Source organism: Bradyrhizobium sp., from assembly GCF_016219575.1.
GTDB lineage: Bacteria > Pseudomonadota > Alphaproteobacteria > Rhizobiales > Xanthobacteraceae > Bradyrhizobium.
Genome location: NZ_JACRMG010000020.1, coordinates 174,636 through 198,631, shown reverse-complemented (window position 1 = coordinate 198,631; position 23,996 = coordinate 174,636). Strand labels below are relative to the sequence as shown.

21 protein-coding genes and 1 pseudogene are annotated in these 23,996 nt (G+C 64.6%); 7 read left to right on the top strand and 15 right to left on the bottom strand.

Features of this window, described 5'->3' with window-relative positions:
- Positions 1 to 43: 43 nt before the first annotated feature.
- Both HZB49_RS17830 and HZB49_RS17825 read left to right on the top strand, forming a co-directional pair.
- Positions 44 to 487 carry a nuclear transport factor 2 family protein gene (locus tag HZB49_RS17830; protein ID WP_291613658.1) on the top strand — a complete coding sequence of 148 codons (444 nt, stop codon included), beginning with the start codon at positions 44 to 46 and terminating at the stop codon, positions 485 to 487.
- A 185-nt stretch (positions 488 to 672) separates the two neighbouring features.
- Positions 673 to 969, top strand: a pseudogene (locus HZB49_RS17825) (hypothetical protein); the annotation flags it as partial.
- A gap of 253 nt (positions 970 to 1,222) precedes the next feature.
- Here the strand turns inward: HZB49_RS17825 and HZB49_RS17820 are convergent.
- From HZB49_RS17820 to HZB49_RS17780, 9 genes are all read right to left on the bottom strand, one after another.
- Positions 1,223 to 1,651 (bottom strand): acyl-CoA thioesterase, encoded by a 429-nt coding sequence (locus HZB49_RS17820; protein ID WP_291613656.1) that lies wholly within the window; start codon positions 1,649 to 1,651, stop codon positions 1,223 to 1,225.
- Complete coding sequence (locus tag HZB49_RS17815; RefSeq protein ID WP_291613654.1) at positions 1,648 to 3,762, bottom strand: 3-hydroxyacyl-CoA dehydrogenase NAD-binding domain-containing protein; 2,115 nt, start codon at positions 3,760 to 3,762, stop codon at positions 1,648 to 1,650. Before HZB49_RS17815 ends, HZB49_RS17820 begins: the two co-directional genes overlap by 4 nt.
- Before the next feature lie 2 nt (positions 3,763 to 3,764).
- Complete coding sequence (locus HZB49_RS17810) at positions 3,765 to 5,048, bottom strand: acetyl-CoA C-acetyltransferase (protein ID WP_291613652.1); 1,284 nt, start codon at positions 5,046 to 5,048, stop codon at positions 3,765 to 3,767.
- Positions 5,048 to 7,315: an acyl-CoA dehydrogenase gene (locus HZB49_RS17805; RefSeq protein ID WP_291613650.1), complete on the bottom strand. Its 2,268-nt coding sequence runs from the start codon at positions 7,313 to 7,315 to the stop codon at positions 5,048 to 5,050. Before HZB49_RS17805 ends, HZB49_RS17810 begins: the two co-directional genes overlap by 1 nt.
- A 207-nt stretch (positions 7,316 to 7,522) precedes the next feature.
- Entirely contained in the window at positions 7,523 to 7,765 is a 243-nt protein-coding gene (locus HZB49_RS17800) for a hypothetical protein (RefSeq protein WP_291613648.1), read from the bottom strand.
- Between the two features lie 253 nt (positions 7,766 to 8,018).
- On the bottom strand, positions 8,019 to 8,642 hold the full coding sequence (locus tag HZB49_RS17795) for a flavin reductase family protein (protein WP_291613646.1): 624 nt from the start codon (positions 8,640 to 8,642) through the stop codon (positions 8,019 to 8,021).
- A gap of 123 nt (positions 8,643 to 8,765) precedes the next feature.
- The gene (locus HZB49_RS17790) at positions 8,766 to 9,371 is read right to left on the bottom strand and encodes a TetR/AcrR family transcriptional regulator (RefSeq protein WP_291613644.1); all 606 of its coding nucleotides are present in this window, start codon (positions 9,369 to 9,371) and stop codon (positions 8,766 to 8,768) included.
- 21 nt (positions 9,372 to 9,392) lie between these two features.
- Positions 9,393 to 12,533: an efflux RND transporter permease subunit gene (locus HZB49_RS17785; protein WP_291613642.1), complete on the bottom strand. Its 3,141-nt coding sequence runs from the start codon at positions 12,531 to 12,533 to the stop codon at positions 9,393 to 9,395.
- Between the two features lie 114 nt (positions 12,534 to 12,647).
- Complete coding sequence (locus HZB49_RS17780; protein WP_291613640.1) at positions 12,648 to 13,754, bottom strand: efflux RND transporter periplasmic adaptor subunit; 1,107 nt, start codon at positions 13,752 to 13,754, stop codon at positions 12,648 to 12,650.
- A gap of 176 nt (positions 13,755 to 13,930) precedes the next feature.
- Between HZB49_RS17780 and HZB49_RS17775 the strand changes: the two genes are divergently transcribed.
- Positions 13,931 to 14,770: a class I SAM-dependent methyltransferase gene (locus HZB49_RS17775; RefSeq protein ID WP_291613639.1), complete on the top strand. Its 840-nt coding sequence runs from the start codon at positions 13,931 to 13,933 to the stop codon at positions 14,768 to 14,770.
- Between the two features lie 108 nt (positions 14,771 to 14,878).
- Here the strand turns inward: HZB49_RS17775 and HZB49_RS17770 are convergent, their stop codons facing one another.
- The 3 genes from HZB49_RS17770 to HZB49_RS17760 form a co-directional block, all read right to left on the bottom strand.
- Positions 14,879 to 16,048 carry a crosslink repair DNA glycosylase YcaQ family protein gene (locus HZB49_RS17770; RefSeq protein WP_291613637.1) on the bottom strand — a complete coding sequence of 390 codons (1,170 nt, stop codon included), beginning with the start codon at positions 16,046 to 16,048 and terminating at the stop codon, positions 14,879 to 14,881.
- A gap of 52 nt (positions 16,049 to 16,100) precedes the next feature.
- The gene (locus HZB49_RS17765) at positions 16,101 to 16,334 is read right to left on the bottom strand and encodes a hypothetical protein (protein ID WP_291613764.1); all 234 of its coding nucleotides are present in this window, start codon (positions 16,332 to 16,334) and stop codon (positions 16,101 to 16,103) included.
- 383 nt (positions 16,335 to 16,717) lie between these two features.
- On the bottom strand, positions 16,718 to 18,115 hold the full coding sequence (locus tag HZB49_RS17760) for a caspase family protein (RefSeq protein WP_291613635.1): 1,398 nt from the start codon (positions 18,113 to 18,115) through the stop codon (positions 16,718 to 16,720).
- Positions 18,116 to 18,521: 406 nt separating this feature from the next.
- Between HZB49_RS17760 and HZB49_RS17755 the strand changes: the two genes are divergently transcribed.
- Entirely contained in the window at positions 18,522 to 19,169 is a 648-nt protein-coding gene (locus HZB49_RS17755) for an OmpA family protein (RefSeq protein WP_291613633.1), read from the top strand.
- Positions 19,170 to 19,231: 62 nt separating this feature from the next.
- A complete protein-coding gene (locus tag HZB49_RS17750) occupies positions 19,232 to 19,576 on the top strand; it encodes a hypothetical protein (protein ID WP_291613631.1) in 345 nt (114 codons plus the stop codon).
- A gap of 1 nt (position 19,577) precedes the next feature.
- On the opposite strand, the gene HZB49_RS17745 is transcribed toward HZB49_RS17750, so the two are convergent.
- Positions 19,578 to 20,837: a phospholipid carrier-dependent glycosyltransferase gene (locus HZB49_RS17745; protein WP_291613629.1), complete on the bottom strand. Its 1,260-nt coding sequence runs from the start codon at positions 20,835 to 20,837 to the stop codon at positions 19,578 to 19,580.
- A 232-nt stretch (positions 20,838 to 21,069) separates the two neighbouring features.
- On the opposite strand from HZB49_RS17745, the gene HZB49_RS17740 reads away from it, so the two are divergent.
- Positions 21,070 to 21,786: a FecR family protein gene (locus tag HZB49_RS17740; protein ID WP_291613627.1), complete on the top strand. Its 717-nt coding sequence runs from the start codon at positions 21,070 to 21,072 to the stop codon at positions 21,784 to 21,786.
- 2 nt (positions 21,787 to 21,788) lie between these two features.
- Positions 21,789 to 22,925, top strand: coding sequence for a hypothetical protein (locus HZB49_RS17735; protein WP_291613624.1), 1,137 nt, complete (start codon positions 21,789 to 21,791; stop codon positions 22,923 to 22,925).
- Positions 22,926 to 23,036: 111 nt separating this feature from the next.
- Here HZB49_RS17735 and HZB49_RS17730 read toward each other — a convergent pair whose 3' ends face one another.
- Together HZB49_RS17730 and HZB49_RS17725 are read right to left on the bottom strand one after the other, a co-directional pair.
- On the bottom strand, positions 23,037 to 23,525 hold the full coding sequence (locus HZB49_RS17730) for a VOC family protein (RefSeq protein ID WP_291613622.1): 489 nt from the start codon (positions 23,523 to 23,525) through the stop codon (positions 23,037 to 23,039).
- 27 nt (positions 23,526 to 23,552) lie between these two features.
- On the bottom strand, positions 23,553 to 23,978 hold the full coding sequence (locus tag HZB49_RS17725; protein WP_291613620.1) for a VOC family protein: 426 nt from the start codon (positions 23,976 to 23,978) through the stop codon (positions 23,553 to 23,555).
- Positions 23,979 to 23,996: the final 18 nt, after the last annotated feature.

The window sequence follows — 23,996 nt, the reverse complement described above, 5'->3', positions numbered from 1 at the left end:
ACTGTTCGAACAACAAACCTTCACGACGACAAGGGAGGAAACCATGCAACTCGATCGCCGCCAGCTCGCCTTGCCCGCACTCGCGCTTGGACTGCTGACCGCGCTGCCAGCCTTCGCCGGCGCGGATGAAGACGCCATCGCAAAAAACCTCGAAACCTTCCGCGCAGCGCAAGCCGCCGGCAAGGCCGATCCGATCGGTCCGCTCTGTGCGGAAGAACTCAGCTACAGCCACTCCAACGCCAAGATCGATACCAAGGCGTCGCTGCTCGACGGCATCGCCAAGGCCAACTACAAATGGACGATGCTCGAGTACAAGGATCCGACGATCAAGGTCGTCGGGCCGAACGCGATCGTCCGCTTCACCTTCGTCGGCGAGCAGGAATTCACCGACGGCAAGAAGACTCCACAGAACCTGCACATCCTGATGAACTGGCAGAAGCAGGGCAGTGACTGGAAGCTGTTGTCGCGCGCGGCAACGAAGCTCTGACAAACCCGGCCGTCGTCCCCTGCGCAGGCGGGGGACCCGGTACGCCGCGGCTCATCCGGCAGCCAGCGAAAACAACGCAAAATTGATGGTTTTGGCATCAAACCGGGCCCCGCCCGGGGCTTGACCTTAACCGGTCGAACCTGCGAATCGTGGTAGGAAGCCTTATCCCACCGGAGAAACAGAGAATGACCAGATTGGCTCTCATAGCGTTGCTTGCGCTGGCGACCCTGATTCCGCCCAGGCAGGCGGCGGCGCAGGACGCGCTTGGCGGCGCCATCTTTGGCGGTGCGGCCGGCGCGATCCTCGGCGGCGCGATCGGCGGCGGCCGCGGAGCGGCGATCGGTGCAGTGCTCGGCGCGGGCACCGGCGCGGCCGTGGCGGCCCAGGGCGACCCCCGGCCGGGCGGCTATTACTACTACAACAACGGCTGCTACCTGCCGCGCTCCGACGGCGCCTATGTGCTGGTCGATCCCGCCTATTGCGCCGGTCCGCCGCCGCAGCGCTACTACAGCCGCGAAGTCTATGGCCCGCCCTGCACGCGCTCGCCGACCTTCGATCCCCGCGACGGCACGTTCATCGATCGCTACGGCTACCGCCGGCGTTGCATCTGAGAAATGTAGGATGGGTTGAGCGAAGCGAAACCCATCATCTTTGCCGCAATAGGACTCGATGGGTTTCGCTGACGCTCAACCCATCCTACGAATTCTGAACTGAAAGAGAGCCGCTGCCACCGCATCACGCGGTCAGCGGCTCATTTCGTTGGATCGGTTGCGGGCGGCCCTGCTCGTCGATCGCGACGTAGGTGAAATTGCCGTCGGTCACCAGGATCGGCTGGGTCTCCTTGCGGCGCACCACCCAGGCCTCGAGATGGATGGTCATCGAGGTGCGGCCGACCCGGACCAGGTTGGCGTGCACGGAAACGAGATCGCCGACATAGACCGGCTTGCGGAAATTCATCGCGTCGATGCTGACCGTGACCGTACGGGATTTCGCGACTTTCGAGGCGGCAACGCCACCGGCGATATCCATCTGGCTGAGCAGCCAGCCACCAAAAATGTCGCCATTGGCGTTGGTGTCGGCCGGCATGGCCAGCGTCCGCGTGCACAGGTCGCCGCGCGGCCCTATCTCGTCGCTTGGCGGGGCGTGAACATGCGTTTCCGTCACTTGAACGTCTCCCAGCCCGGATCGGGCGCAAAGCGGCCGCCGAACTTCTGCGCCAGAGCGCGCAGGGTGCCGGCGACGTTTTCAGGCCCGCGGGTGCGCGCGTAGTTCAACGGCCCGCCGCGGAACGGTGCATAGCCGGTGCCGAAGATCATGGCGCCGTCCACGATGTCGGCATTGTCGACGATGCCTTCGCGCAGGCAGGCGACGCAGACGTTCGACATCGGCAACACCAGGCGGTCGATCATCTCCGGCGTCGGCTCGGCCGGCTGCAGCGCCTCCCCTTGCGGTTGCGAGCCCAGCGGCGCTTCGGGCTTGCCATCCTTCCAGGCGTAGAAGCCCTTGCCGGTCTTGCGGCCGAGTTCGCCGCGCGCGACCTTCTCGCGCAGCCATGCCGGCGTCGGCGGTAGCGCGTCGCCGAACTTCGAGCGCAGCATGTCACCGACGTCGAGGCAGATGTCGAGGCCGACCTGGTCGGCGAGCTCGATCGGGCCCATCGGCATGCCGAACTTTTTCGCCGCCGCATCGATGACGGTCTGGGCGATCCCCTCGTCCAGCATCACCATGGCTTCCAGCATGTAGGGCGTCAGCGCACGGTTGACGAGAAAGCCCGGCGAGCTCTTCACCGGCAGCGGCAGGCGGTCGATGGCGCCGACAAAGGCCAGCGCCTGCTTGTGCAGTTGCGCATCGGTGCCGTCATGGCTGACGACCTCGACGAGTTGCAGCCGCGACACCGGATTGAAGAAGTGCAGGCCGAGCAAACGTTCCGGCCTTTGCAGCGTTGTGCGCAGATCCTGCAGCGGGATGCTGGAGGTGTTGGTCGCGAGGATCGCGCCGGGCTTCATCTTGGGCTCGATCGAGGCATAGACCTTTTGCTTGAGCTCGAGCTTCTCCGGTACCGCCTCGATGATGAGATCGGCGCCGCGCACGCCCTCACCCACCATGTCCGGGATCAGGCGATCGAGCGCATCGCGCGAGGCGGTGCGCTTGCGCAAAATCTTGCCGAAGAGATCGGCGGCGCGCTTCATCGCACCTGCGATCGGCTCAGCCTTCATGTCGGCGAGCGTGACGCGCAAATCCTGCCCGGCGCACCAGGCGGCGATGTCGCCGCCCATGGCGCCGGCGCCGATGACGTGGACATGTTCGATCCGGTTGCCGCTTCCCGCAAGCTTCTTCATCTGCTCGCGCAGGAAGAAGACGCGGATCAGGTTCTGCGCGGCCGGCGTCACCATCAGATAGGCGAACGACGTCTTCTCCGCCGCCAGCATCGTGGCCTTGTCGCCGCCGTAGCGCTCCCAGAGATCGATCAGCGCATCGGGTGCGGGATAGTGCTCATGGGGTGCGGCCTTTTCCGCCTCGGCGCGCATGCGGCCCGCAAGCAGGCGGCGCACGGGACCGAGATTGAGCAAGGTCACCAGCGGGCTCTTCTTGGCGCGCTTGAGCTTGCCCGACATTGCGTCCTTGACGGCATTGCGGACGTGGCGCTCCTCGCAGACGGCATCGACCAGGCCGAGCGACTTCGCCCGTCGCGCGTCGATGGTGCGACCCGTCAGCATCAGCGTCATCGCCTGCATGGGATTGACGAGCCCGGTGAAACGCGCGGTACCGCCGAGGCCGGGATGCAGGCCCAGCATCACCTCGGGGAAGCCGAAGCGTGCATCGGAGATGGCGATGCGCATCTGGCAGGCCAGCGCCACTTCAAGGCCGCCACCCAGACAAAAACCGTGGATCACCGCCACCGTCGGAATGCGCAGTGCTTCCAGCCGGTCGATCACCGCATGTGCGCGGCCGATCGCGGTCTCGACCTGCTTGGGATCGGCGGCGGCGCGGAATTCGTTGACGTCGGCGCCCGCGATGAAGCCGGACGTCTTCGCGGAACGGATGACGAGTCCGGTCGGGCGATTGGTCTCCAATTCCGCCAGCACGCGGTCGAGCCCTTCGATCACCTCGGCCGACAGCGTGTTGGCGCTGGAATCGGCGCGATCGAACAGCAGCCAGGCGACGCCGTCGGCATCGCGGGTCAGGCGGAAATCGTGATAGGGCCGGCCGGGGTCGGGCTTGGGCCCGAGTTCGAGCACGCGTTCGCCCAGCACATCCATGATCTTCTCGGCCATGGTCACACCATCTCGATCAGCATGGCGCCGCCCAGCCCGCCGCCGATGCATTCGGTAGCGATGCCGCGGCGGGTGCCGAGCCGCTTCATGGCGTTGACCAGATGCAGCACGATGCGGTTGCCGGAGGTGCCGACGGGATGGCCGAGGCTGATCGCCCCGCCATCGACATTGAGTTTGGCGCGGTCAAGCTCGCCAGCCGCACCGTCGAGGCCGAGCACTTCCTTGCAAAATTTTTCGTCGTTCCACGCGGCGAGGCAGCCGAGCACCTGCGTGGCGAACGCCTCGTTTAACTCCCAGGTTTCGACGTCCTGCAGGGTGATATCGTTGCGCTTGAGCAGCGCGGTCGCCGACAACACCGGGCCGAGGCCCATGATGGAGGGATCGAGCGCCGACCACTGACTGTCGATGATCGCGGCCTTCGGCGTCAACCCGTGCTTCACCACGGCTTCCTCGGAGGCGAGGATGACCCAGGACGCGCCGTCGGTGATCTGCGAGGAATTGCCGGCGGTGACCTGGCCCCACGGACGCTCGAATACCGGCTTCAGTTTCGCCAGCGACTCCGCGGTCGAATCGGGACGCACGCCGTCATCGTGGTCGTAGAACTTGCCATCGCGCGAAAATGCGATCTCGAGCTCGCCTTTCAAGAAACCGTCGGCCTGCGCATGCGCCAGCCGCCTGTGGCTCTCGGCGGCATAGGCATCGGATTGCTCGCGCGTGATGCCGAATAGCTGTCCGACGACTTCGGCGGTCTGGCCCATGTTGAGCTCGGTGATGGGATCGGTGAGCCCGCGCTCCAGCCCAATGATCGGCTTGAAATCGGACGGTCTTGCTTTCAGCGCCGCCATGATCTTCGCGCCAAGGCCGCGTGCGCCTGCCAGCCCCGCAAACCAACGCACGCCGGCCTGCGGCCAGACCAGCGGCGCGTGGCTCAGTGCTTCCGCCCCGCCGGCCAGAATCAGATCGGCGGCGCCTTCGCGGATGTAACGATAGGCCGTGTCGATCGATTGCATGCCGGAGCCGCAATTGATCTGCACGGTGAAGGCGACCATCTTCTCGCCCATGCCGAGCCGTAGCGCCGCCACGCGCGCCGGGTTCATCTCGTCGGCAATGACGTTGACGCAACCGAGGATCACTTGGTCGAAGGCGGTGGGCGCAAAGGGCTGCCGCGCCAAGAGCGGCCGGCCGCATTGCACGGCAAGATCGACGGGGGTGAAGGGACCTGGACCCGAGCGAGCCTTGATGAACGGCGTCCGGCTGCCGTCGATGATGAAAACCGGTCGCGCCATCAGCTCGCCGCCCTCTGCTCACCCAACTCCTGGAAGAATTGATGCACATCGGCGCTCTTCTTGTAAATCGGCGACAGCGCCTCGGGCGCGAAATCGTCGACCTCGATCACCATCATGACGGCGTCATGCGCGGCGGCGAGTTTCTCGCCCTCGGCCTGGGTGATGACGCCTTTCTTCACACCTTCCTTCCATTCGTGGATGCGCGCGGCATGCAGCCGCTTGCGGATATCCTCGGAAGCCGCATAAAGCCGGAATGCCTTTTCCAGCCGCGCCACGCCGCGGTCGTCATCGACATGGGAGAGATCCGGCGTCAGGCGCTCGCGCGCCGCCGACGGCTCGAGGATGAGCTGGGCGCATTGATGCACCACGCGATCGGTGGGCCCGAGCACGCGTGCACCCCACGGCTGCAGGAAAAATTTCAGGAGCACGGCGACGAAACGGTTGGGCAGATTGCCGAGGATTTCGGCGAGGCGATTCTCGATCGTCTTGAAGCCGCTCGCCATGCACCATTCGAGCGCGGGGAAATCGGCCTGCTGGCGGCCCTCGTCTTCCCAGCGCTTCAGTGCGGCGGAGAGAAGATAGAGCTCCGAGAGGATGTCGCCGAGCCGCGCGGAGAGCATTTCCTTGCGCTTCAGCGCGCCGCCGAGCGTGAGCAACGCCATGTCGGCGGCAAGCGCAAAGGCCGATGAGTAGCGCGAGAGCTGGCGGTAGAAGCGCGTCGCAGCGCCCGCCTCCGGCGCCGGCGCGAAGATGCCGCCGCTCCAGCTGCGGCCCCAGGCGCGGAACAGCGTCCGGAAGCTGTGGCCGACATGACTCCAGAGGGACTTGTCAAACGCTTCAAGCCCACGCGTGCGATCCTCGTCGCGTAGCGCGTTCATCTCGGCGAGCAGATATGGATGGGCACGGATGGCGCCCTGCCCGAACACGATGAGATTGCGGGTGAGGATGTTGGCACCCTCCACCGTGATGCCGACCGGCACCGCGCGGTAGAGGCTGCCCATGTAGTTCTGCGGACCGTCGATCACGGCCTTGCCGCCGTGTATATCCATGGCGTCGTCGATCACGATGCGCATGCGCTCGGTGGCATGGAGCTTCATGATCCCCGAGATGACTGCGGGATGATGACCCTGATTGAGCGCAGCGCAGGTCAGCCGGCGCGCAGCATCGAGCAGATAGGCCGTTCCGGCGATGCGGGCGAGCGGCTCCTCGATGCCCTCGAACTTCGAAATCGAGATGCCGAACTGCTCGCGGATGCGGGCATAGGCGCCTGTGGTGCGCGCGGCATAGGCGGCGCCGGCCGCGGAGAGTGACGGCAGCGAAATGCCGCGGCCGGCGGCGAGCGCCGTCATCAGCATCTTCCAGCCCTGGCCCAGCCGCTCCTGGCCGCCGATGATGTAGTCGAGGGGTATGAAGACATCGTGGCCCCAGTTCGGGCCGTTCTGGAAAACCTGCATCGCCGGCAGATGGCGATGGCCGATCCGGACGCCGGGAAGGTGCGTCGGAATCAGCGCCACGGTGATGCCGAGGTCTTCCTCGGGGCCTACGAGATGGTCGGGGTCATAGGCCTTGAAGGCGAGACCCAAAAGCGTCGAGACCGGGCCGAGCGTGATGTAGCGCTTGTGCCAGTTCAGCCTCAGGCCGATCACCTCGCGGCCCTCGAAGGTGCCCTTGCAGATGATGCCGGTGTCGATCATCGAGGCCGCATCCGAGCCGGCCTCGGGGCTGGTGAGACCGAAGCAGGGAATGTCGCGGCCGTCAGCGAGACGCGGCAGCCAGCGGTCCTGCTGTTCTTTCGTGCCGAAGCGCATCAGCAATTCGCCGGGCCCGAGCGAGTTCGGCACCATCACCGTGACGGCGGCCGCCAGCGAGCGCGAGGACAGCTTGCGCACGACTTCGGAATGCGCATAGGGCGAGAAGCCGAGCCCGCCGAACTCCTTCGGGATGATCATGCCGAAGAACTTGTGGCGCTTGATGAAGTCCCAGGCCTCCGGGGGCAGGTCGCGCCACTCCCAGTTGATTTTCCAGTCGTCGAGCATGGCGCAGAGCTCGTCGACGGGGCCGTTGAGGAAAGCCTTCTCCTCCTCGGTCAGCGCGGCCGGCGCGTTGGCCAGGAGCTTCGACCAGTCGGGATTGCCGGTGAAGAGATCGGCATCCCACCAGACGTCGCCCGCCTCGAGCGCCTCGCGCTCGGTGTCGGACATCGGCGGCAGCACGCCGCGGGCAAAGGAGAAAATCGGTCTGGTGATGTAGTCGCGGCGAAAGCTCATGGCGGGGGCCCTCATGGTTCGGCGCAGATGGCGGGAATTCTAGCGGAAACTGCCTGTCCCGGGTGAACACTTCGCCTTGAAAATGAAGCGAATTTGACGCGGCCGGAGTTGCGCTTTGTTAACGGCAAGGTCCGGATTCCGTTCCGGAAACGCGAGCTATTGCGGCAGCTTGCCGCTCAACGCCGAACGTCACCCGCCGGCATGCTGTTACTTCAGCGCAACCGTTCCGGGTTCGGCGGCCGGCAGGATGATCTGGATACAATTGCCCGGGCCGTCCGTAATCATCCAGGGATGGGTCCGGAAGGTACTGATGGTCTTCTGTTCGCCGGAGTTCAAGCCGCCATAGTCCTTGAAGCCTCCCTTGAAGTCGATCCACATCAACGCGCGGTACATGCCGGACTTGTTGACGAAGGTGACCTTGGTCGGCTCCCTCGAATGCTCCGAGCGCATACTGCCGCGCTCGGCGCAAGAGCGGATGCCGGGCCTTGCCGAGGACGGCACCTGTGCGAGGGCCTCCGTGACACCGGAAGCAGACCCCAACTTCCATGGGCTCGACACCAGTGCAGCTACAAGAAATGATCCAAATAAAATGCGCGAAATGAAAGTACCCCGCATCGCTCTCCCCGCTCCTGCGTGACCCTGCTCGCCATCATGGCAGAAGAGCGGTTCAGTTGTCATCGTCCCGTGTGCCCGGAATTGCCGATCAATCCGGCCGGACCATCTCGAACATGTTTTCCGGCTTGATCTCAAAGTAGTCGCCGCTGCGGCCGGCGCGGACGATCGGCCTGGCCAACGCGGTCTGGTAGACGCCGTCCTTGATCAGGGCCTTGTCGATATGGACGGCGACGACCTCGCCGAAGGTGACCCAAGCCTGCGCCTTCTCGCCATTGGCGCCCTTGAGCTGAATGATCTGGGTCAGCTTGCACTCCATGGCGACCGGGCTTTCGCCGACCCGCGGCACGTTGACGAGCTTGCAGGGTACGGCGGTGAGGCCGGCGATACTGAACTCGCTGACGTCTTGGGCGACGTGGGCGGCGGTGGCGTTCATCTGCTGCGCCAGGTCCCTCGTGGCGAGATTCCAGACGAACTCGCCGGTCTCCTGGATATTGCCCGCGCTGTCCTTCCAGTTGGTGGAGGAGAAGCCGATGATCGGCGGCTTGTAGCAGAAGGCGTTGAAGAAGCTGTAGGGCGCGAGGTTGACGTGGCCCTTTGCATCGCGGGAGGAGATCCAGCCGATCGGGCGCGGTGCGATGATGGCGTTGAAGGGGTCGTGCTTGAGGCCGTGGCCCTTGGCGGGCTCGTAGTAGTGGAGGACTTTTTCGGTCACGTTGTTCTGTTCCGTCATTGCGAGGAGCGACGGCGACGAAGCAATCCATCTATCCCGATGCGGGACCCTGGATTGCTTCGCTACGCTCGCAATGACGCTTATACCGGCTATCCCGCCGGGAGGCTATTTCGCGTTGCGCGGCTCCAGCGCCCGGAAGAGGAAATCGACCATCTGGTCGATCGTGGCGCTGGGCTTGTTGACGGCCTGGGCGATCATCTGCGGATGGAAGAAGCGGATCATGCCGGTGCAGGTGCAGAGCGCAGTCAGCGGCAGGTCGGGAGCCTCGAAGTCGCCGGACGCCACGCCCTGCGCGATGACCTCGCCGATGATGCCCGCGATGCATTCGATATGGGTGACGCAGACGTCCCAGTCCTCCTCCATCGCGATCGCGACCATCTCGTGCAGCTTGGAATCGCCGACATAGCGCTCCGTGTTCATGCGATTGATGGTCTTGAGCAGTTCGCGCAAGCGAGGCTTCGCAGGTCCCGGCTGCGCCGCGATCCGCCGCGCTTCGGTCTCGACCTCGCCCATCAGCGCACGGGCCACGCTCTCGTGGATCGACTTCTTCGAATCGAAGAAGCGATAGACGTTGGCGGGGCTCATCCGCAATTCCTTGGCGATGTCGGCGACCGTGGTCTTCTGGTAGCCGATCTGCCGGAACAGACGCTCCGCCACCACGAGGATGCGCTCGCGGGTGTCGGTTTCGGGATGTTCGGAAACTAGCGTCATGATCCTGATCTCAATGTTCAATTATTCCGCGGCCTCGGCAAGCGGAAATGCGAGTTGTTCGTCCTTGCCATGCTGCGGCGCGGGAGCCGGCTGCTCGCCGGCGCCGCTCTCTTCCAGGCTCTTCCTGAACCAGAGGGCATAGAGGCCCGGCAGGTACAGGAGCGTCAGGAAGGTTGCCACGAACAGTCCGCCCATGATGGTGATCGCCATCGGGCCCCAGAATGCCGAGCGCGACAGCGGGATCATGGCCAGGATCGCGGCCAGCGCGGTCAACACCACCGGGCGGGCGCGGCGGACGGTGGCCTCCACGATCGCCTCGCGGCGCGTCATGCCGTGGGCGACGTCGGTCTCGATCTGGTCGACCAGAATCACGGTGTTGCGCATGATCATGCCGGCCAGCGCGATCAGGCCGAGCAGCGCCACGAAACCGAACGGCTGGTTGGCGACGTTGAGGCCGAGCGAAGCGCCGACGATGCCGAGCGGCGCGGTGAGGAACACCAGCGTCAAACGCGAGAAGCTCTGCAGCTGGATCATCAGCAGCGTCAGCATCACCATGACCATCACCGGGAAGAGGATGAAGATCGAGGCGTTACCCTTCGCCGATTCCTCGAACGCCCCGCCCGGCTCGATCCGGTAGGCCGGTTCGAGGCTGTCGCGGATGTCCTTCAGCCTGGGCCAGATCTGGTTGGTCACGTCGGGCGCCTGCACGCCGTCGACGACGTCGGTGCGCACGGTGATCGCCATGTCGCGGTTGCGCCGCCACATGATCGGCTCCTCGTGGGCGTATTCGATCTTGGCGATCTGCTGCAACGGCACGGCGATGCCGCCCCGCGAGGTGATGGTGAGATCGCCGACCTTGCCGAGATCGAGCCGCTCGGAGGGAACGGCGCGGGCGACCACGCCGACCTTCTCGATGCCGTCGCGCACGGTCGTCACCTGCGCGCCGGAGATCAGCATGGCGAGCGACTGCGACACCTCCTGCGGGGTCAGGCCCAGCGCGCGGGCGCGGTCCTGGTCCACCACCAGCTTGAGGTAAGGCGACTGCTCGTTCCAGTCGAGCTGGACTTCCTTGACGTTCTTGTTGGAGCGGACGACGTCGCGCACCTGATAGGCGATGTCGCGCACCTTGTTGGCGTCGGGGCCGATGACACGGAACTGCACGGGGTAGCCGACCGGCGGGCCGAAATTGAAGCGGTCGACGCGGACGCGCGCCTCCGGCAGGGCGCCGTCGGCGACCGCCTTCTCGATTCTAGCCATGATGCGCTCGCGCGCCTCGACGTCCTTCGAGACAATGACGATCTCGGCAAAAGCCTCGTTCGGCAGCTGCGGATTGAGGCCGAGCCAGAACCGCGGCGAACCCTGGCCGACATAGGCGGTATAGGTATTGATGTCCTTGTCGCCCTTCAGCAGTTCCTCGGCCTTCTTCACCGTCTTTTCGGTGACGTTGAAGGCGGTGCCTTCCGGCAGGCGCAGCTGCAGGAACAGCTCCGGCCGCTCGGACAGCGGGAAGAACTGCTGCTGCACATTGCCGAACCCGATAATGGACAGCACGAACACGCCGACGGTGGCAAGCACCACCTTGATCCTGTGATCTACGCACCACTGCACGACGGCGCGCAGCCCGCGATAGATGCGGGTCTCATAAACCGCATGCGGATCGTGGCTGGCATGGTGGGCGAGGTTCGGCAGCAGCTTGACACCGATATAGGGCGTGAAGATCACGGCGACGAACCAGGAGGCGACCAGGGCGATCGCGACGATCCAGAAAATGCCGCCGGCATATTCGCCGACCGCGGAATTGGCGAAACCGATCGGCAGGAAGCCGGCCGCGGTGACCAGCGTGCCCGTCAGCATCGGGAACGCGGTGGACTCCCAGGCAAAGGAGGCGGCGCGGATGCGGTCCCAGCCCTGCTCCATCTTCACCACCATCATCTCGACCGCGATGATGGCATCATCCACCAGCAGGCCGAGCGCGATGATCAGCGCGCCGAGCGTAATGCGGTGCAGGTCGAGCCCCATCGCACTCATCACGATGAAGACGATGGCGAGCACCAGCGGCACGGAGGCGGCCACCACGATGCCGGTGCGCCAGCCCAGCGCCACGAAGGAGACGAACAGAACGATGGCGAGCGCCTCGATGAAGGAGTGCACGAACTCGCCGACGGCATGCTCGACGACCTTGGGCTGGTCGGCGATCTGCTCGACCTCGATGCCCTGCGGCACCGCCTTCATGAAGTCTTTGGTGGCGGTCTCGACGTCCTTGCCGAGCTCCAGGATGTTGGCGCCCTTGGCGGTGACGACGCCGATGCCGAGCGCGGGCCTGCCTTCCTGGCGCACGATGAAGGACGGCGGATCCACGTAGCCATGGGTGACGGTGGCGATGTCGCCCAAACGGAACACGCGGCCGTTGCTCTCGACCGGGCTTTCCGCCACGGCCTTGGCGCCGTCGAGCGCGCCGGTGACGCGCAAGGGCACGCGCTGCGCCGAGGTTTCCACCGTGCCGGCGGGCGTGACGTTGTTCTGCTTGGCGAGCGAGTCGAACAGCGCCTGCGGCGTGATGCCGAGGGTAGCGAGCTTGGCGTGGGAGAATTCGACGAAGATGCGCTCGGCCTGGGTGCCGTAAAGATTGACCTTGGTGACGCCGTTCACCTTCAACAGCTTCTGGCGCAGGCCTTCGGCGGTCTTCTTCAGCTGCGCGTAATCGGCGCCGTCGCCGGTCATCATGTAGAGGATGGAGTCGACGTCGGAGAATTCGTCGTTGACGACGGGGCCGAGCAGGCCTGCAGGCAGCTGGTCCTGCACGTCGACCAACTTCTTGCGCAGGAGATAGAAGAGATAGGGCACGTCCTTCGGCGGGGTGGAATCGCGGAACGTCACCTGCATCGCGGTGAAGGACGGCTTCGAATAGGTCTGCACCTTCTCGAAGAAGGGCAGCTCCTGTAGCTTCTTCTCGATGGGATCGGCGACCTGGGTCTGCATCTCCTGCGCGGTGGCGCCGGGCCAGATCGCGGAGACGTTGACCACCTTCACCGTGAAGAACGGATCCTCGGCGCGGCCGAGCTTCTGGTAAGAGAAGTAGCCGGCGACGCCGAGGATGATCATCAGGAACAGGACCAGGGTCGGATGGCTGACGGCCCAGCTTGAGAGATTGAAGTTTTTCATCTCGCTCTCCTAATGAAATCCTCTCTTCGTCATTCCGGGGCAATGCGAAGCATCGAACCCGGAATCTCGAGATTCCGGGTCTGGTCTTTCGGACCATCCCGGAATGACAGCCAACTAGAACGACAATGACGACACCACGCGCACCTTTTGCGCGGGATCGAGCTTTTGCACGCCGAGGGCGACGACCCTGGCGCCTTCGTCGACACCGTCGGCGATGACGACGTTGCCGGACTCGTAGGCTTTCACCGTCACCGGCTTCAGCGCGATGTTGCCGGCGGCATCGACGACATAGAGCGAGGCGCTGCCGCCCTGGTTATAGAGTGCGGACAACGGCAGCTTGGCCACGCGATCGGTCGCGGGATCGGCGAGCGTGAGCGTCGCGGTCATGCCGAGCGAGACATTGTCGCCGGCGCCCGGCAGCGAGAACTTTGCGAGGTAGGTGCGCGTGGCGGGATCGGCCGACGGCGCGATCTCGCGCAGCTTGGCCGCATATTTCTTGTCCGGCTCCGACCACAGCGTGACGGAGGCGACGCCTTCCTTGGCGCGGCCGACCAGCGTCTCCGGGATCGCAACGACGGCTTCCTTCTCGGCAAAGCGCGCGACGCGGATCGCGGACTGGCCCGCGGCAACCACCTGGCCAGGCTCGATCAGCGTCGCGGTGACGACGCCGCGGGCATCGGCCACCAGCGTCGCATAGGAAAGAGAGTTCTTGGTCAACTCGACCTGGCGCTCGGCACGATTGAGCCGAGCCCTCGCCTCGTCGGCGGCGGCGCGCGCCGAATCCATCTGCGCATCGGTGGTCCAGCCCTTGGCGCGGAGGTCCTTCGCGCGCTGCTCGGCGGCTGACGCCTGCGCCTGTACGCCGGTGGCGGCGGAGAATTCGGCCTGCGCCTGCTCGGCCTGCAGCTTCAGATCGACTTCATCGAGCAGCGCCAGGGACTGGCCGAGTTCGACGGTCTGGCCGACCTCGACGAGGCGTTTTGCCACTTTGCCGGGGACCCGGAAGCCCATGTCGGTCTCGATCCGGGGCTTGATGGTGCCGACGAAGCTGCGCTCGGGGGAAGCGGCTTCATATTTGACGGTGGCGACCAGAACGGGGCGTCCAGGGACGACCTTCTCGGCCGTCGATTCCTGGCAGCCGGTCAGCGCGATCGCCGAAGCGGCCAGCAACGCACCCGTCAACAGTCTGAGATAGCTCGATAAAATCGATCGGACCAACATCGGATACCCCTGTGGCTGAGCTTTGCTGAGAAGTATCGAGTGTTCACTGACGAATGTCAATAATCGTCAGTAGACACATGTATGTGAGTTAATGGTGAGTTTACGCGAGCTGGCCCTCTGCCCGGTGAACCGCCCGGCAAAGGGGTATGGTGCTGGCGCTACGCGATGGAGTCCGCATGACCTCTCAGATCCGCTCGGCCGTCGACTTCTACGATCGCCACCCGATCTCGGCGCAGATCATCCTGGCCAAGCTCGAAGCGGCGCGCGGAACGCTGGAGGGGCTGCAGCCGGACGATCTGTTTGCGCACGACCAGGACCATTATGGCGGGCTCGCCGCCAACGATGCGCTGGCTCTGGCGGCGCGGATCGGCATCGGCAGCAAGGTGGTCGATCTCTGCGCGGGCCTCGGCGGGCCGGCACGCTATCTAGCGCACCGCTATGGCGCCATCGTCACCGGCATCGAGCTGACGCCGGCGCGGGTTGCAGGCGCCGCTGAGCTGTCGCGGCGCGTCGGGCTGGACGGCCAGGTGCGGGTGCTCGAAGGCAATGTGATGGATTTGCCGCTGCCGGACGCAAGCCACGATGCCGTGGTCAGCCAGGAAGCGCTGCTGCATGTGCCCGACATCGCGCGCGCCTTTGCCGAGGCGCATCGCGTCCTCTGTCCGGGCGGGCGGATCGCCTTCACCAACTGGATCGTGCACCGGCCGTTGTCGGAGGCGCAGCGGCAATTGCTGTGGGACGGCATGGCGGCGGCCACGCTTGTTGGCATCGACCGTCACGCCGAACTGCTGCGCGGCGCCGGTTTCGAAATCGAGGCGGTCGAGGACGAGACGGAATCGTGGGGCGTGATCCTCGGCGAGCGGCTGCGCATGTATGAAAAATTGCGCGGCGAGGCGCAGGCCGCCGGCACGCCGTCCGGCCACGATGATTTCTACCGGTCCTACGTGCTGTTCGTCGATCTCGTGCAGCGCAAGGCGATGGGCGGGGCAAGATTCACGGCGGTGAAGCGCGGGTGATACCGCAGGGTGGGCAAAGGCGCGCTTGCGCCGTGCCCACCTTCCAGTTCTCGCCCGCAAAGGTGGGCACGCTGCGCTTTGCCCACCCTACGACTTCGCTAATCCGCCCTACTCATCCAGCTGGAACTTCTCGAAACGATCGAGTTCCTCCTCGATGCGGCGCTTCAATGCTTTCCGCGCCTCGCCTTTCGCTGCCTTGCCGGGGCCGACCCAGTTCCATTTCTGCATCAGGAGCTTTTTGTTCTGGCGGTCGGTCTTGAGATCGAGCGCAGCGACGATCTCATCGTCCACCAGAACGGGAAGCGCGAAGTAACCGAGAACCCGTTTGGCCTTGGGCACATAGGCCTCGAACTTGTGGCCGTAGCCGAAGATGAGCTCGGTGCGCTTGCGCTGGATGATCAGGGGATCGAAGGGCGAGAGGATGTGCACGAGAGGCGCAGCGCCCTCGCCTGCACCTTCCAGCGCCTCCGGCCGCGCCCAGTGTTCCTGCTTGCCCGCGCCGTCGATCGCGACCGGTAGCAGTTCCTTCCTGCGAACGCGGGCCTCGATCGCGCGGCGCACCGCGGGCTTGCTCGGCGCGTCGAGATGGCAGATCGAATCCAGGCTCACCACGCCCTGCGCCCGAAGGCTGCGGTCGAGCAGATAGGCGGCGACTTCCCCGGCACTCGCCGTCTTCGGCGGCTCGTCCCAGCCGAAATGCCGCATCATCAACTCGTAGGTCTTGAGCATGCCGTTGCGCTCGCTGACTGCAAGCGCACCGGTGTAGAAGGCAAGCTCCAGGGCGTGTTTCGACGGCTTCCGGCTCTGCCAGAGATGCTCCTTTTCGGTCAGCACGTCGTCCTCGATGTCGCGGATGGTCAACGGACCGGCCTTGATAAGCCGCATCACCTTGCGCATGTCGGCGGGCTTGACCGAGGCATACCATTGGTGCCCCTCACGCTTGTGCTCGCGCATCAGCGGCATGAAGTAGCGGAAATCCCTCGATGGCACATAGGACAGGGCATGCGTCCAGTATTCGAACACGCTCTTGTCGACGCTCTGCGCCTGCTTGAGGTCGGCGCGGCGATAGGCCGGGATGCGGCTATAGAGGATGTGGTGGTGGCAGCGCTCGATCACGTTGATGGTGTCGATCTGGACATAGCCGAGGTGCTCGACCGCAGCCGCCGTGGCGGCCGGTCCCTCGCCGAACGGCGCCACCCTGTCCAGCCGCTGTGCCTGCAACCAGATGCGGCGCGCCTGTGACTTGGTCAGTGGAAGGGGTTCGGTCCTGCGGGGCATGGGCCCCGGAACTTAGCCGGATTCGCCCGGCCGAACATCCCGCCCGGCCGCCTCAGCGCTTGCCCCGGCCGAGGATACTGCCGGTCGCAACATCGGGCGCCTCGCAGGACGCCTTGCCGCGCTCGGCGACCGAGCACTTGTAGACGCTGCCGGTGAGGCGGTCGATCAGCCAGGCGCTTTCCTCGTTGGGCGTTTCGAACCCGACATAGCGCTGGCCGAGCGCGGTGATCAGCGTGGACAGCAGGATCGCGGCTGCGATCATCGCTGCGCCGATCACGATCGGCATGGTGTGGCTGGAACCTGACTGGTCCGTGGGACCCGCGCGAAAACCCTGGTACTCGCTCTGCCTTTTCACCTGCTTGACTGACTGCAACACGGCCCCTGCTTCGCTTCTGAGCGCTTTTTCTTCGCGAAGAAACCTCATTATCGTCCCTTCTGGTCGAATTCGTGTTCGCAGATCGGCACTCGCGCGACTTATCAAGACCAGCATTGTGATTTGAAACTGTAAAGCGCGAAGTTGATGCAGCGCGCGTTCATCCGTTTTTGTACGGGCGAAAGTTTCGGCGACGGAACAATCGTGTCGCCTGCATGAACGACGACGGGGAACGGCGTCGCCAAAAAAGCAAGGCGGCCTTCGAGGGCCGCCTTGCTGTCTCGTTTCGGAGCAACTCACCGGAACATGGGCATCATCCGGAAGAGATTGGGCGGGCCGCCGCCACCGCTGCGGCGATAACCGCCGCCGCCGCCACCACTGCGCCGACGCGACGCGCGCGGCTCGTCGTCGGAGCTGTCATCGCTGGAGGCGACGCGGGTGGCGAGGATCTCGGACTGCATCGCCTTGTGCTGCATGGCGTTGAGGTAGCCGGTCTTCGGATAGCCGCGGGCGGCCTGCCAGCGGGTGATGACGGCGCGGGTGGCCTCATCGAACTTGCCGGTCGCCTTGACGTCGAAGCCGAGGCCCGTGAGGCGGCGCTGCACGTCGCGGCGCTGCGTCTTGCTCAGGCCGAGCTGGTCTTCGGTCACCTGCGTGGCTTCGTCCGAGAAGACCGCCTGGTCGATATCGGTGCCGGTGGTGAGGTTGCGGGTGGCGTTGGATGGACCATCCTGCAGCGCAGCGACACGGGACAGCGCGATCGACTTGAAGGTGCCGCTGGGATAGCTGGTCAGGTAGGCATTAAACTCCTCGACCTTGTTGGAGTCCTTGATCGAGCGCCAGAACTCGAGCTCGACCTCGGAAGCGGCGACGGAAGTCGGGGCCGGCGTGTTCGGCGCTTCGGTCGCGCCGCCGGCCGACTTGGCGGGATTGAGATAAACTGACCCGATCAGGTTGGTGTGCCCCCAGGGCAGCTGGCCCTTCGAGGTCTCCTCGTTGACCTGGGCGCGGACCTTGGTCATGGCCTGCTGGATCTCGACGCCGGGCTGGGCAATGTTGGCGAGCAGCGCGCGGGTGAAGGGGCTGTTGGTGCCGGATTCGCCGTCCAGCGCGGTCTGGCCGGGGCCGGTGGCGAAGGCGAGCAGCGTGCCTTCGCCCGACTTCATCTCGGCGAGGCCGCTTCCCACATTGGCGCTGCGTGTCGCCTTGGCGGAACGGATCTTGGCCGCGAAGGGGTTGTCGCGGCAGGCGTCCAGGAACACCAGCTTGACCTTGGCATCGGCCATGGTCTGTTCGAGGGTGAGGTCGACATTGATGGCGGCGCCGAGCTTGACGTCCATCTCGGACTTGAGGTCGGCATCGATGGGCAGCAGGTAGTTGGCGCCGTTCACGGCAATGCCATGGCCGGCATAGAAGAACAGCGCCACGTCGGCGCCTTCCGCCTTCTTGCCGAAGTCCAGGAGCTTTTCCGTCATCCTGTCGCGGGAGAGGTTCGAACCCTCGACCACCTCGAAGCCGACGTTGCGGAGCAGTTTGGCCATCGACCGGGCGTCGACGGCCGGATTGGGCAGCGCGGGCACATTCTTGTAGGCGCCGTTGCCGACGACGAAGGCAACACGCTTGTCGGCGAAGGCATCCGTGCTGGCGCTGATGAGCAGGCTTGCGGCTGACAGGGCGGCGATCAAGTAGCGCATCTTCGTTCTCCCTTGACCCGAAACTTCGCCTCGCGAATGAGGCCCGATCCATGGGGAGCAATCTGAACACTTCTTAATGTAGCTACCGTGATCTATATCACACAGCCGACGAAGCGGATCGAACCGGCGCAAAAGACGATGCGACGCGAGGTGAAACGAGCGAATTCGCAGGCAAAACCACCGAAACGGACGAAATGCGCAGACACCGACACTGGCGAGGGGCTAACATCGCCTCAGCCGCCTTGCGGCGCCGCGCGGCTACCCAGCCGACGACGAAAAGCAGGGAGATCGCCGCGGTTTACCAGTGACTTAAGTCACATTCGGCGCTTTGAACCTGCCCTAAGGTCCCACCATCCAAGACGCATGCAGGCAACATTTGCAGGCGTAACCCCAAAGGAAGACGACCATGACCAGCATTTCCAGACTTTCCGGAATTACGGCCATTGCGCTCGGCGCCGCGCTGTCGATGACGGCAGGCCTGGCGCTGGCCGGCGACAACGTCATTTCCGCCGATCAGATCTCCAAGGCACTGCAGCCGAAGCCGCTGACCCGCGGCCTGTCGGCGGGCACCCAGCAGGTCGACACCGCGGTTCAGGCCAAGGAAGCGAAATTCGTCAACTCGCTGCGCAACCGCTCGACGCGGTCGCTCTCGCTCGGCGAGCGTGAGGAAGTCGCGCAGCTCGCGGCGAACAAGCCGAAGATCGATCTCGAAATCCGCTTCGACTACAACTCGGCCGACATCAGCAAGACCTCGGTGCAGGCGGTGCAGGAACTCGGCAAGGCGCTGTCCGACCCGAGCCTGAAGGGCTCGACCTTCGTGGTCGCCGGCCACACCGATGCGATCGGCGGCGAGGAATATAATCAGGGCCTGTCGGAGCGGCGCGCCGACACCATCAAGAAGTACCTGACCGAGAAGTACGGCATCAACGGCAGCGACCTCGTGACCGTCGGCTACGGCAAGACCAAGCCGAAGGATGCGAACGCGCCGATGGATCCGACCAACCGCCGCGTTCAGGTGGTCAATATGGACGTCAGCAAGACCGCCGAGAAATAACGGCACCATGCGATCCGCCCGCCTCACCGGCGGGCGGACACCCCAAGGCAAGGACCACGGCCATGAAGACGCGCTCGCTCGGTATCGCCTTTGCAGCCCTGCTCGCCTTTGCGCCCGTCCGCGGCAGCGCCGGAGAGACGGCCAATGCGGCCGCTCCCGCCAACGCCGCCACGCCTGCCGCGGGTCCGAACGATCGCCCGGCCAGCGTGCCGCGTCCCTCGATCATGCCGAAGACCGTGGAAGGCGCCGTCCCCGCAACGACCGATGCGAAGCCGCGCAAAGCTCGCCGCTACGCCAAGAAGCAATATCGGCAGTATGCTTATTGGGAGCCGTTCCCGCTCTACATACCGCACCTTCACCGCCACAACATTTCCTGGCGCAGGCTGGCCTGGTTCAACTGGTTCTGATCTAGATCCAGCTCTGAAAAATCATCAGGCGCTGATAGGTCTGCATCGACGTTCCCATTGACGACGCCGAGATCGGCAGCAGGGCAAGGAAGCCTGCCGCCGAAGCCACAACGAACGCCCATAGCGCCCAGCGCGGCGGCGCGCGTTCGCCCTGCGTCAGCACATAGACCAGCGCCAGTGACGCCACCGTCGCCGACGGCAGGTAGTAATAGATGAAGCCGATGGTGCGCGGCAGCGTCGCCCAGGCGAGCCACGGGCCGATGTAAAACGCGAGAATGAGGAATGCCTGCGTCCGCCGCGCGACGATGAAATCCCGCGCGCAGATGGCGAGCGCCGCCAGCGCCGGCCAGAGGATCAGGGGATTGCCGAGGAAGACGATGGCCTGAAAGCGCTCGTCCGCCAGCTTGTCGAACTGATACCAGATCGGCCGCATCAGCAGCGGCCAGGACGGCCACGAGCTCATGTAGAGATGAGGGGGATGCGAAGCGGAATTTTCCGCAAAGATGCGGCGCTGCGCCTCGATCAAGGCCGAGACCGAGAACCCCGTCACCGGAATCCAGACGATGAAGTACGCGACGGCCGGCACGAGGATGAAGCAAAGCGCAAAGTGATGGTAGCGAAACTCCGGCCAGCGATCGGGCCGGTACCAGTCCTGCGCGTCCGGTTCGGCAAATTGCGTACGCCATCCCTGCAGCAGATATACGAAGGCAACGATCGCAATCGCAACGCCGAGCGGAAAGAACCCGCTCCATTTGCTGGCGCCGGCCAGACCGAAGGCGAGCCCGGCCAGGCCGAACGCGATTTCAGGCCTCTGCCTGTTGTAGCCGTGAATGAACGCGGCAATGCCGAACAGATCGAAGGTCAGCGCATAGATGTCGAGCATGGCGATGCGCGACTGCACGAAAACCATCTGGTTGAGGAAGGTCAGCGCCGCGGCCGCCAGCGCAGCACCCTGCGAGGCGAACAGTGCCAGCCCGCACAGATAGATCGCGACGATGGCGAGCGCGCCGAACACGACGCCCGGATAGCGCCAGCCAAGCGGATTGTCGCCAAAGACCTTGATCGAGACCGCCATGAATTCCTTGGCGAGCGGCGGATGCATCGGGTTGAGCAGAGGCGCGTGCGGCCCCTTCTCGAGCAATTGCTTGGCCGCCGGAACATAATGCACTTCGTCAAATGCAATCTTGTCCGGCGTGGTTAACCCGATCAGCAGCAATAGATGCGCGACGACGAAGATTGCAGCCGCAATGGCTGCAACCATGCCGATAGGACTATGCGGAACAGACCCGGATTTGCCCGCGGCCCCGTCGGCACTTTCGGGCAAAATTGTGTCTTCGGCGCGCTCGACATTGCGCGCCTTTTCTTTTCGAACCGATTTGCGTCTGGAGATCACTAATCGACGGGCCGGGAAAGTGTGTGGGACTTGTGGCAATAATACTACATGGCTGGCCCGCACAATCCGCTAAATAGATGCGCAGATTGTACGGTGGGAAATGAATTGGCGTAACTACATTCTTGCGGCGCTGACGATCTGTATCTCGTCGGAAATCGGTATCGCTTCCGCGCAGGCGCCCGCGCGCGTCGGCGAAGCGGCCGTGGTCCAGAACGAGGTGATCCGCGTTTCCGGAACGGGCGGCACCCAGATCAATGTCGGCGATGCCGTGTTGCGCAACGAGACCGTGCGCACCGGCACCGCCAGCGCGACGCGGCTGGTGATGATCGACTCCACCAATCTGTCGCTGGGCGCGAATTCCTCGATCACGCTCGACCGCACCGTCTTCAACGACGAGCACAGCTACAAGGACGTCACCATCCGCATGACGACCGGCGCGTTCCGCTTCGTCACCGGCCATTCCGACAAGAACGCCTACAAGATCACCACGGGGCTCGCGACCATCGGCATACGCGGAACCATTCTCGACATCCTTTCGCAGCGCGGCCGGACCGTGGTCGTGCTGCAGGACGGCGCCTCGCGCGTCTGCACGCTGAACTTCCAGTGCATCGAGCTGACCCAACCCGGCGACACCGCGATCATCACCTCCTCGGCCAACGGCAAGGTCACGATCCAGAAGTCCAACAGCCCGCCCTGGACCTTTGCGAGCAACTGCGGCGCCACGGCGGGGCTGTGCACCACCACCGAATTTGCGGGCACGCCCACGATCACGCCGGCGGTGGTCGACGATCCCACCGGCATGCTGTGCGGGAGGTGATCTTGGCAGGCTTCTCCCGCAGCTGGATCGTCTTCGCCACCTTGCTGGTGGCGGCCGCGCTGCTGTTCCTGCGCGGTGAATCCGGCGTCGCCTACGCGCAGTCGGCGCCGACGTCGTGTTCGACATCGACGTCCACTTCGACGTCTACATCGACGTCGAGCCCGACCTCTACCAACAATTTCACTGCCGCCGCGCTGGACACCCCTGGCGACGGCCCGGCCGCCGCGGCAGCCCCGCCCTGCCTCACGGGTTCCGATCCCAGCGCCGGGGTCAACGACGTCGCCAAGCAGCGCTTCAACCAGATGATCACCAACCGCGTGCTCGGCACGGTGCTGCTCGGCATCAACGAGCAGATCAACTGCAACGACTGCGTCAGCGCCTTCGGCTCGGTCGGCTCGTTCTCGGCGGGCGTGCACGGCCGCAAGAACATCACCGACAATCTCGCTTTGCTCGCGGGCCTTGCCTACACGCATTACGGCGAGAACGGCTACAGCGTGACTGCCGCACCGATCGGCGCTCTGGCGCTGCGCTATGACTTCACGGACTGGGGCAAGTCGCGACCGTTCTTCGATATCGGCACCATCCTGACGCCTTACGAAAAGGTGCGATACCGCCGCAGCTACCAGACCAGCCTCGGCGCAGTGACGGTCGACGGCAACACCACCGCGGAGAATTACGCGGTCTACGGCCGCGCCGGCTGGATCGGACGGATATCGCCGCGCGACGAGGTCGCCGCCGCGGTCGAGGTCTGGCAGCTCTGGCAGCGGGTCAAGGGCTATACCGACCAGTCGATCGCTTTCAATCCGTTCGACACCACCTTCAACTCCGGCACCGACAGGACCACGCTCGCCAAGATCGGCGGGCAATGGACGCACCTGATCACCAACGGCATCGAAGGCAATATCAACGGCGGCTACGTCCATGCCTTCGGCACGCAGTCCGGCGTCGTCGCCGCCGTCACCGGCCAGGGCATGGTGACGCCGACCATCGGCAATCAGGGCTGGTTCGAATATGGCGGCCGGCTCGGCTTCCGCGTCAGCAAGGGCTGGGTCTTCGACGTCTTCGTCAACGGCACGCTCGGGCCGCAGCCGGTCGGCAATACCGCACACGGCGGCATCGGGCTCAGGATCAACTACTGACCGTCATGCCCCGCGAATGCGGGGCATCCAGTACGCCGCGGCGTGTCGAGTGAACTTCCAGCATCCCGGCGCACTGGGTCGCCCGGACAAGCCGGGCGCCGACAGGCAGCCTTACGCCGCCGATTTTCCCTCATACGCGCGCTTCAGGCCCTCGATGTCGAGCTTGACCATGCCGAGCATCGCCTGCATCGCGCGCTGTGCGCCGGCTTTGTCAGAGCCGCCGAGGTATTTTCCGAGCGCCGTCGGGATGATCTGCCAGGCCAGGCCATAGCGATCCCGGATCCAACCGCACTGCTCGGTCTTGCCGCCATGGGCCAGTATCGCGTCCCAAAGGCGATCGACTTCGGCCTGGTCGGCACAATCGATCATGAAGGAGACGGCGTTGGTGTATTCCATGCGGATGCCGCCGTTGAGCGCCGTGAATCGCTGGCCTGCGAGCGTGAACTCCACCATGATCGCCTGGCCGGCCTTGCCGTGAGGATAATCCGCGGGCGCGCGCTGAACCTTTTCGATCCTCGAATCGGGCAGCAGCGACGCATAGAAGCCAGCGGCCTCTTCGGCTTCGTTGCCAAACCACAGGCAGGGGGTGATCTTCGACATCGGCAATACTCCTTGAATGGGTTTCGGTCAGGCGTTCTCGGTGGCGAACTGCGCCGTGGCAGCCTCGACATCCATCCAATTCACTCCCCAAAGATGGCCGTCGGGATCCTCAAAGCTGCGGCCGTACATGAAGTCGTATTCGTCCTTCGGTCCGGGATCGGCGGCGCCGCCTGCGTCGGCGGCCTTGCTCACGATCCGATCAACCTCGCTGCGGCTGTCGGCGGAGAGGCAGAGCAATACTTGGCTTGTCGTTTTGGCGTCCGCGATCTTCCTGGACGTGAACTGGCTGTATTTCTCGTGAGTCATCAGCATGGTGTAGATGGTGTCGGAAAACACCATGCAGGACGCCGTGTGGTCGGAGAATTGCGGGTTCTTGACACCGATCGCCTCATAGAAGGCGGTGGCGCGCGCGAGGTCTGTGACGGGCAGATTGACGAAGATCATCCTGGCCATAGCGGGCTCCTTTGCGGG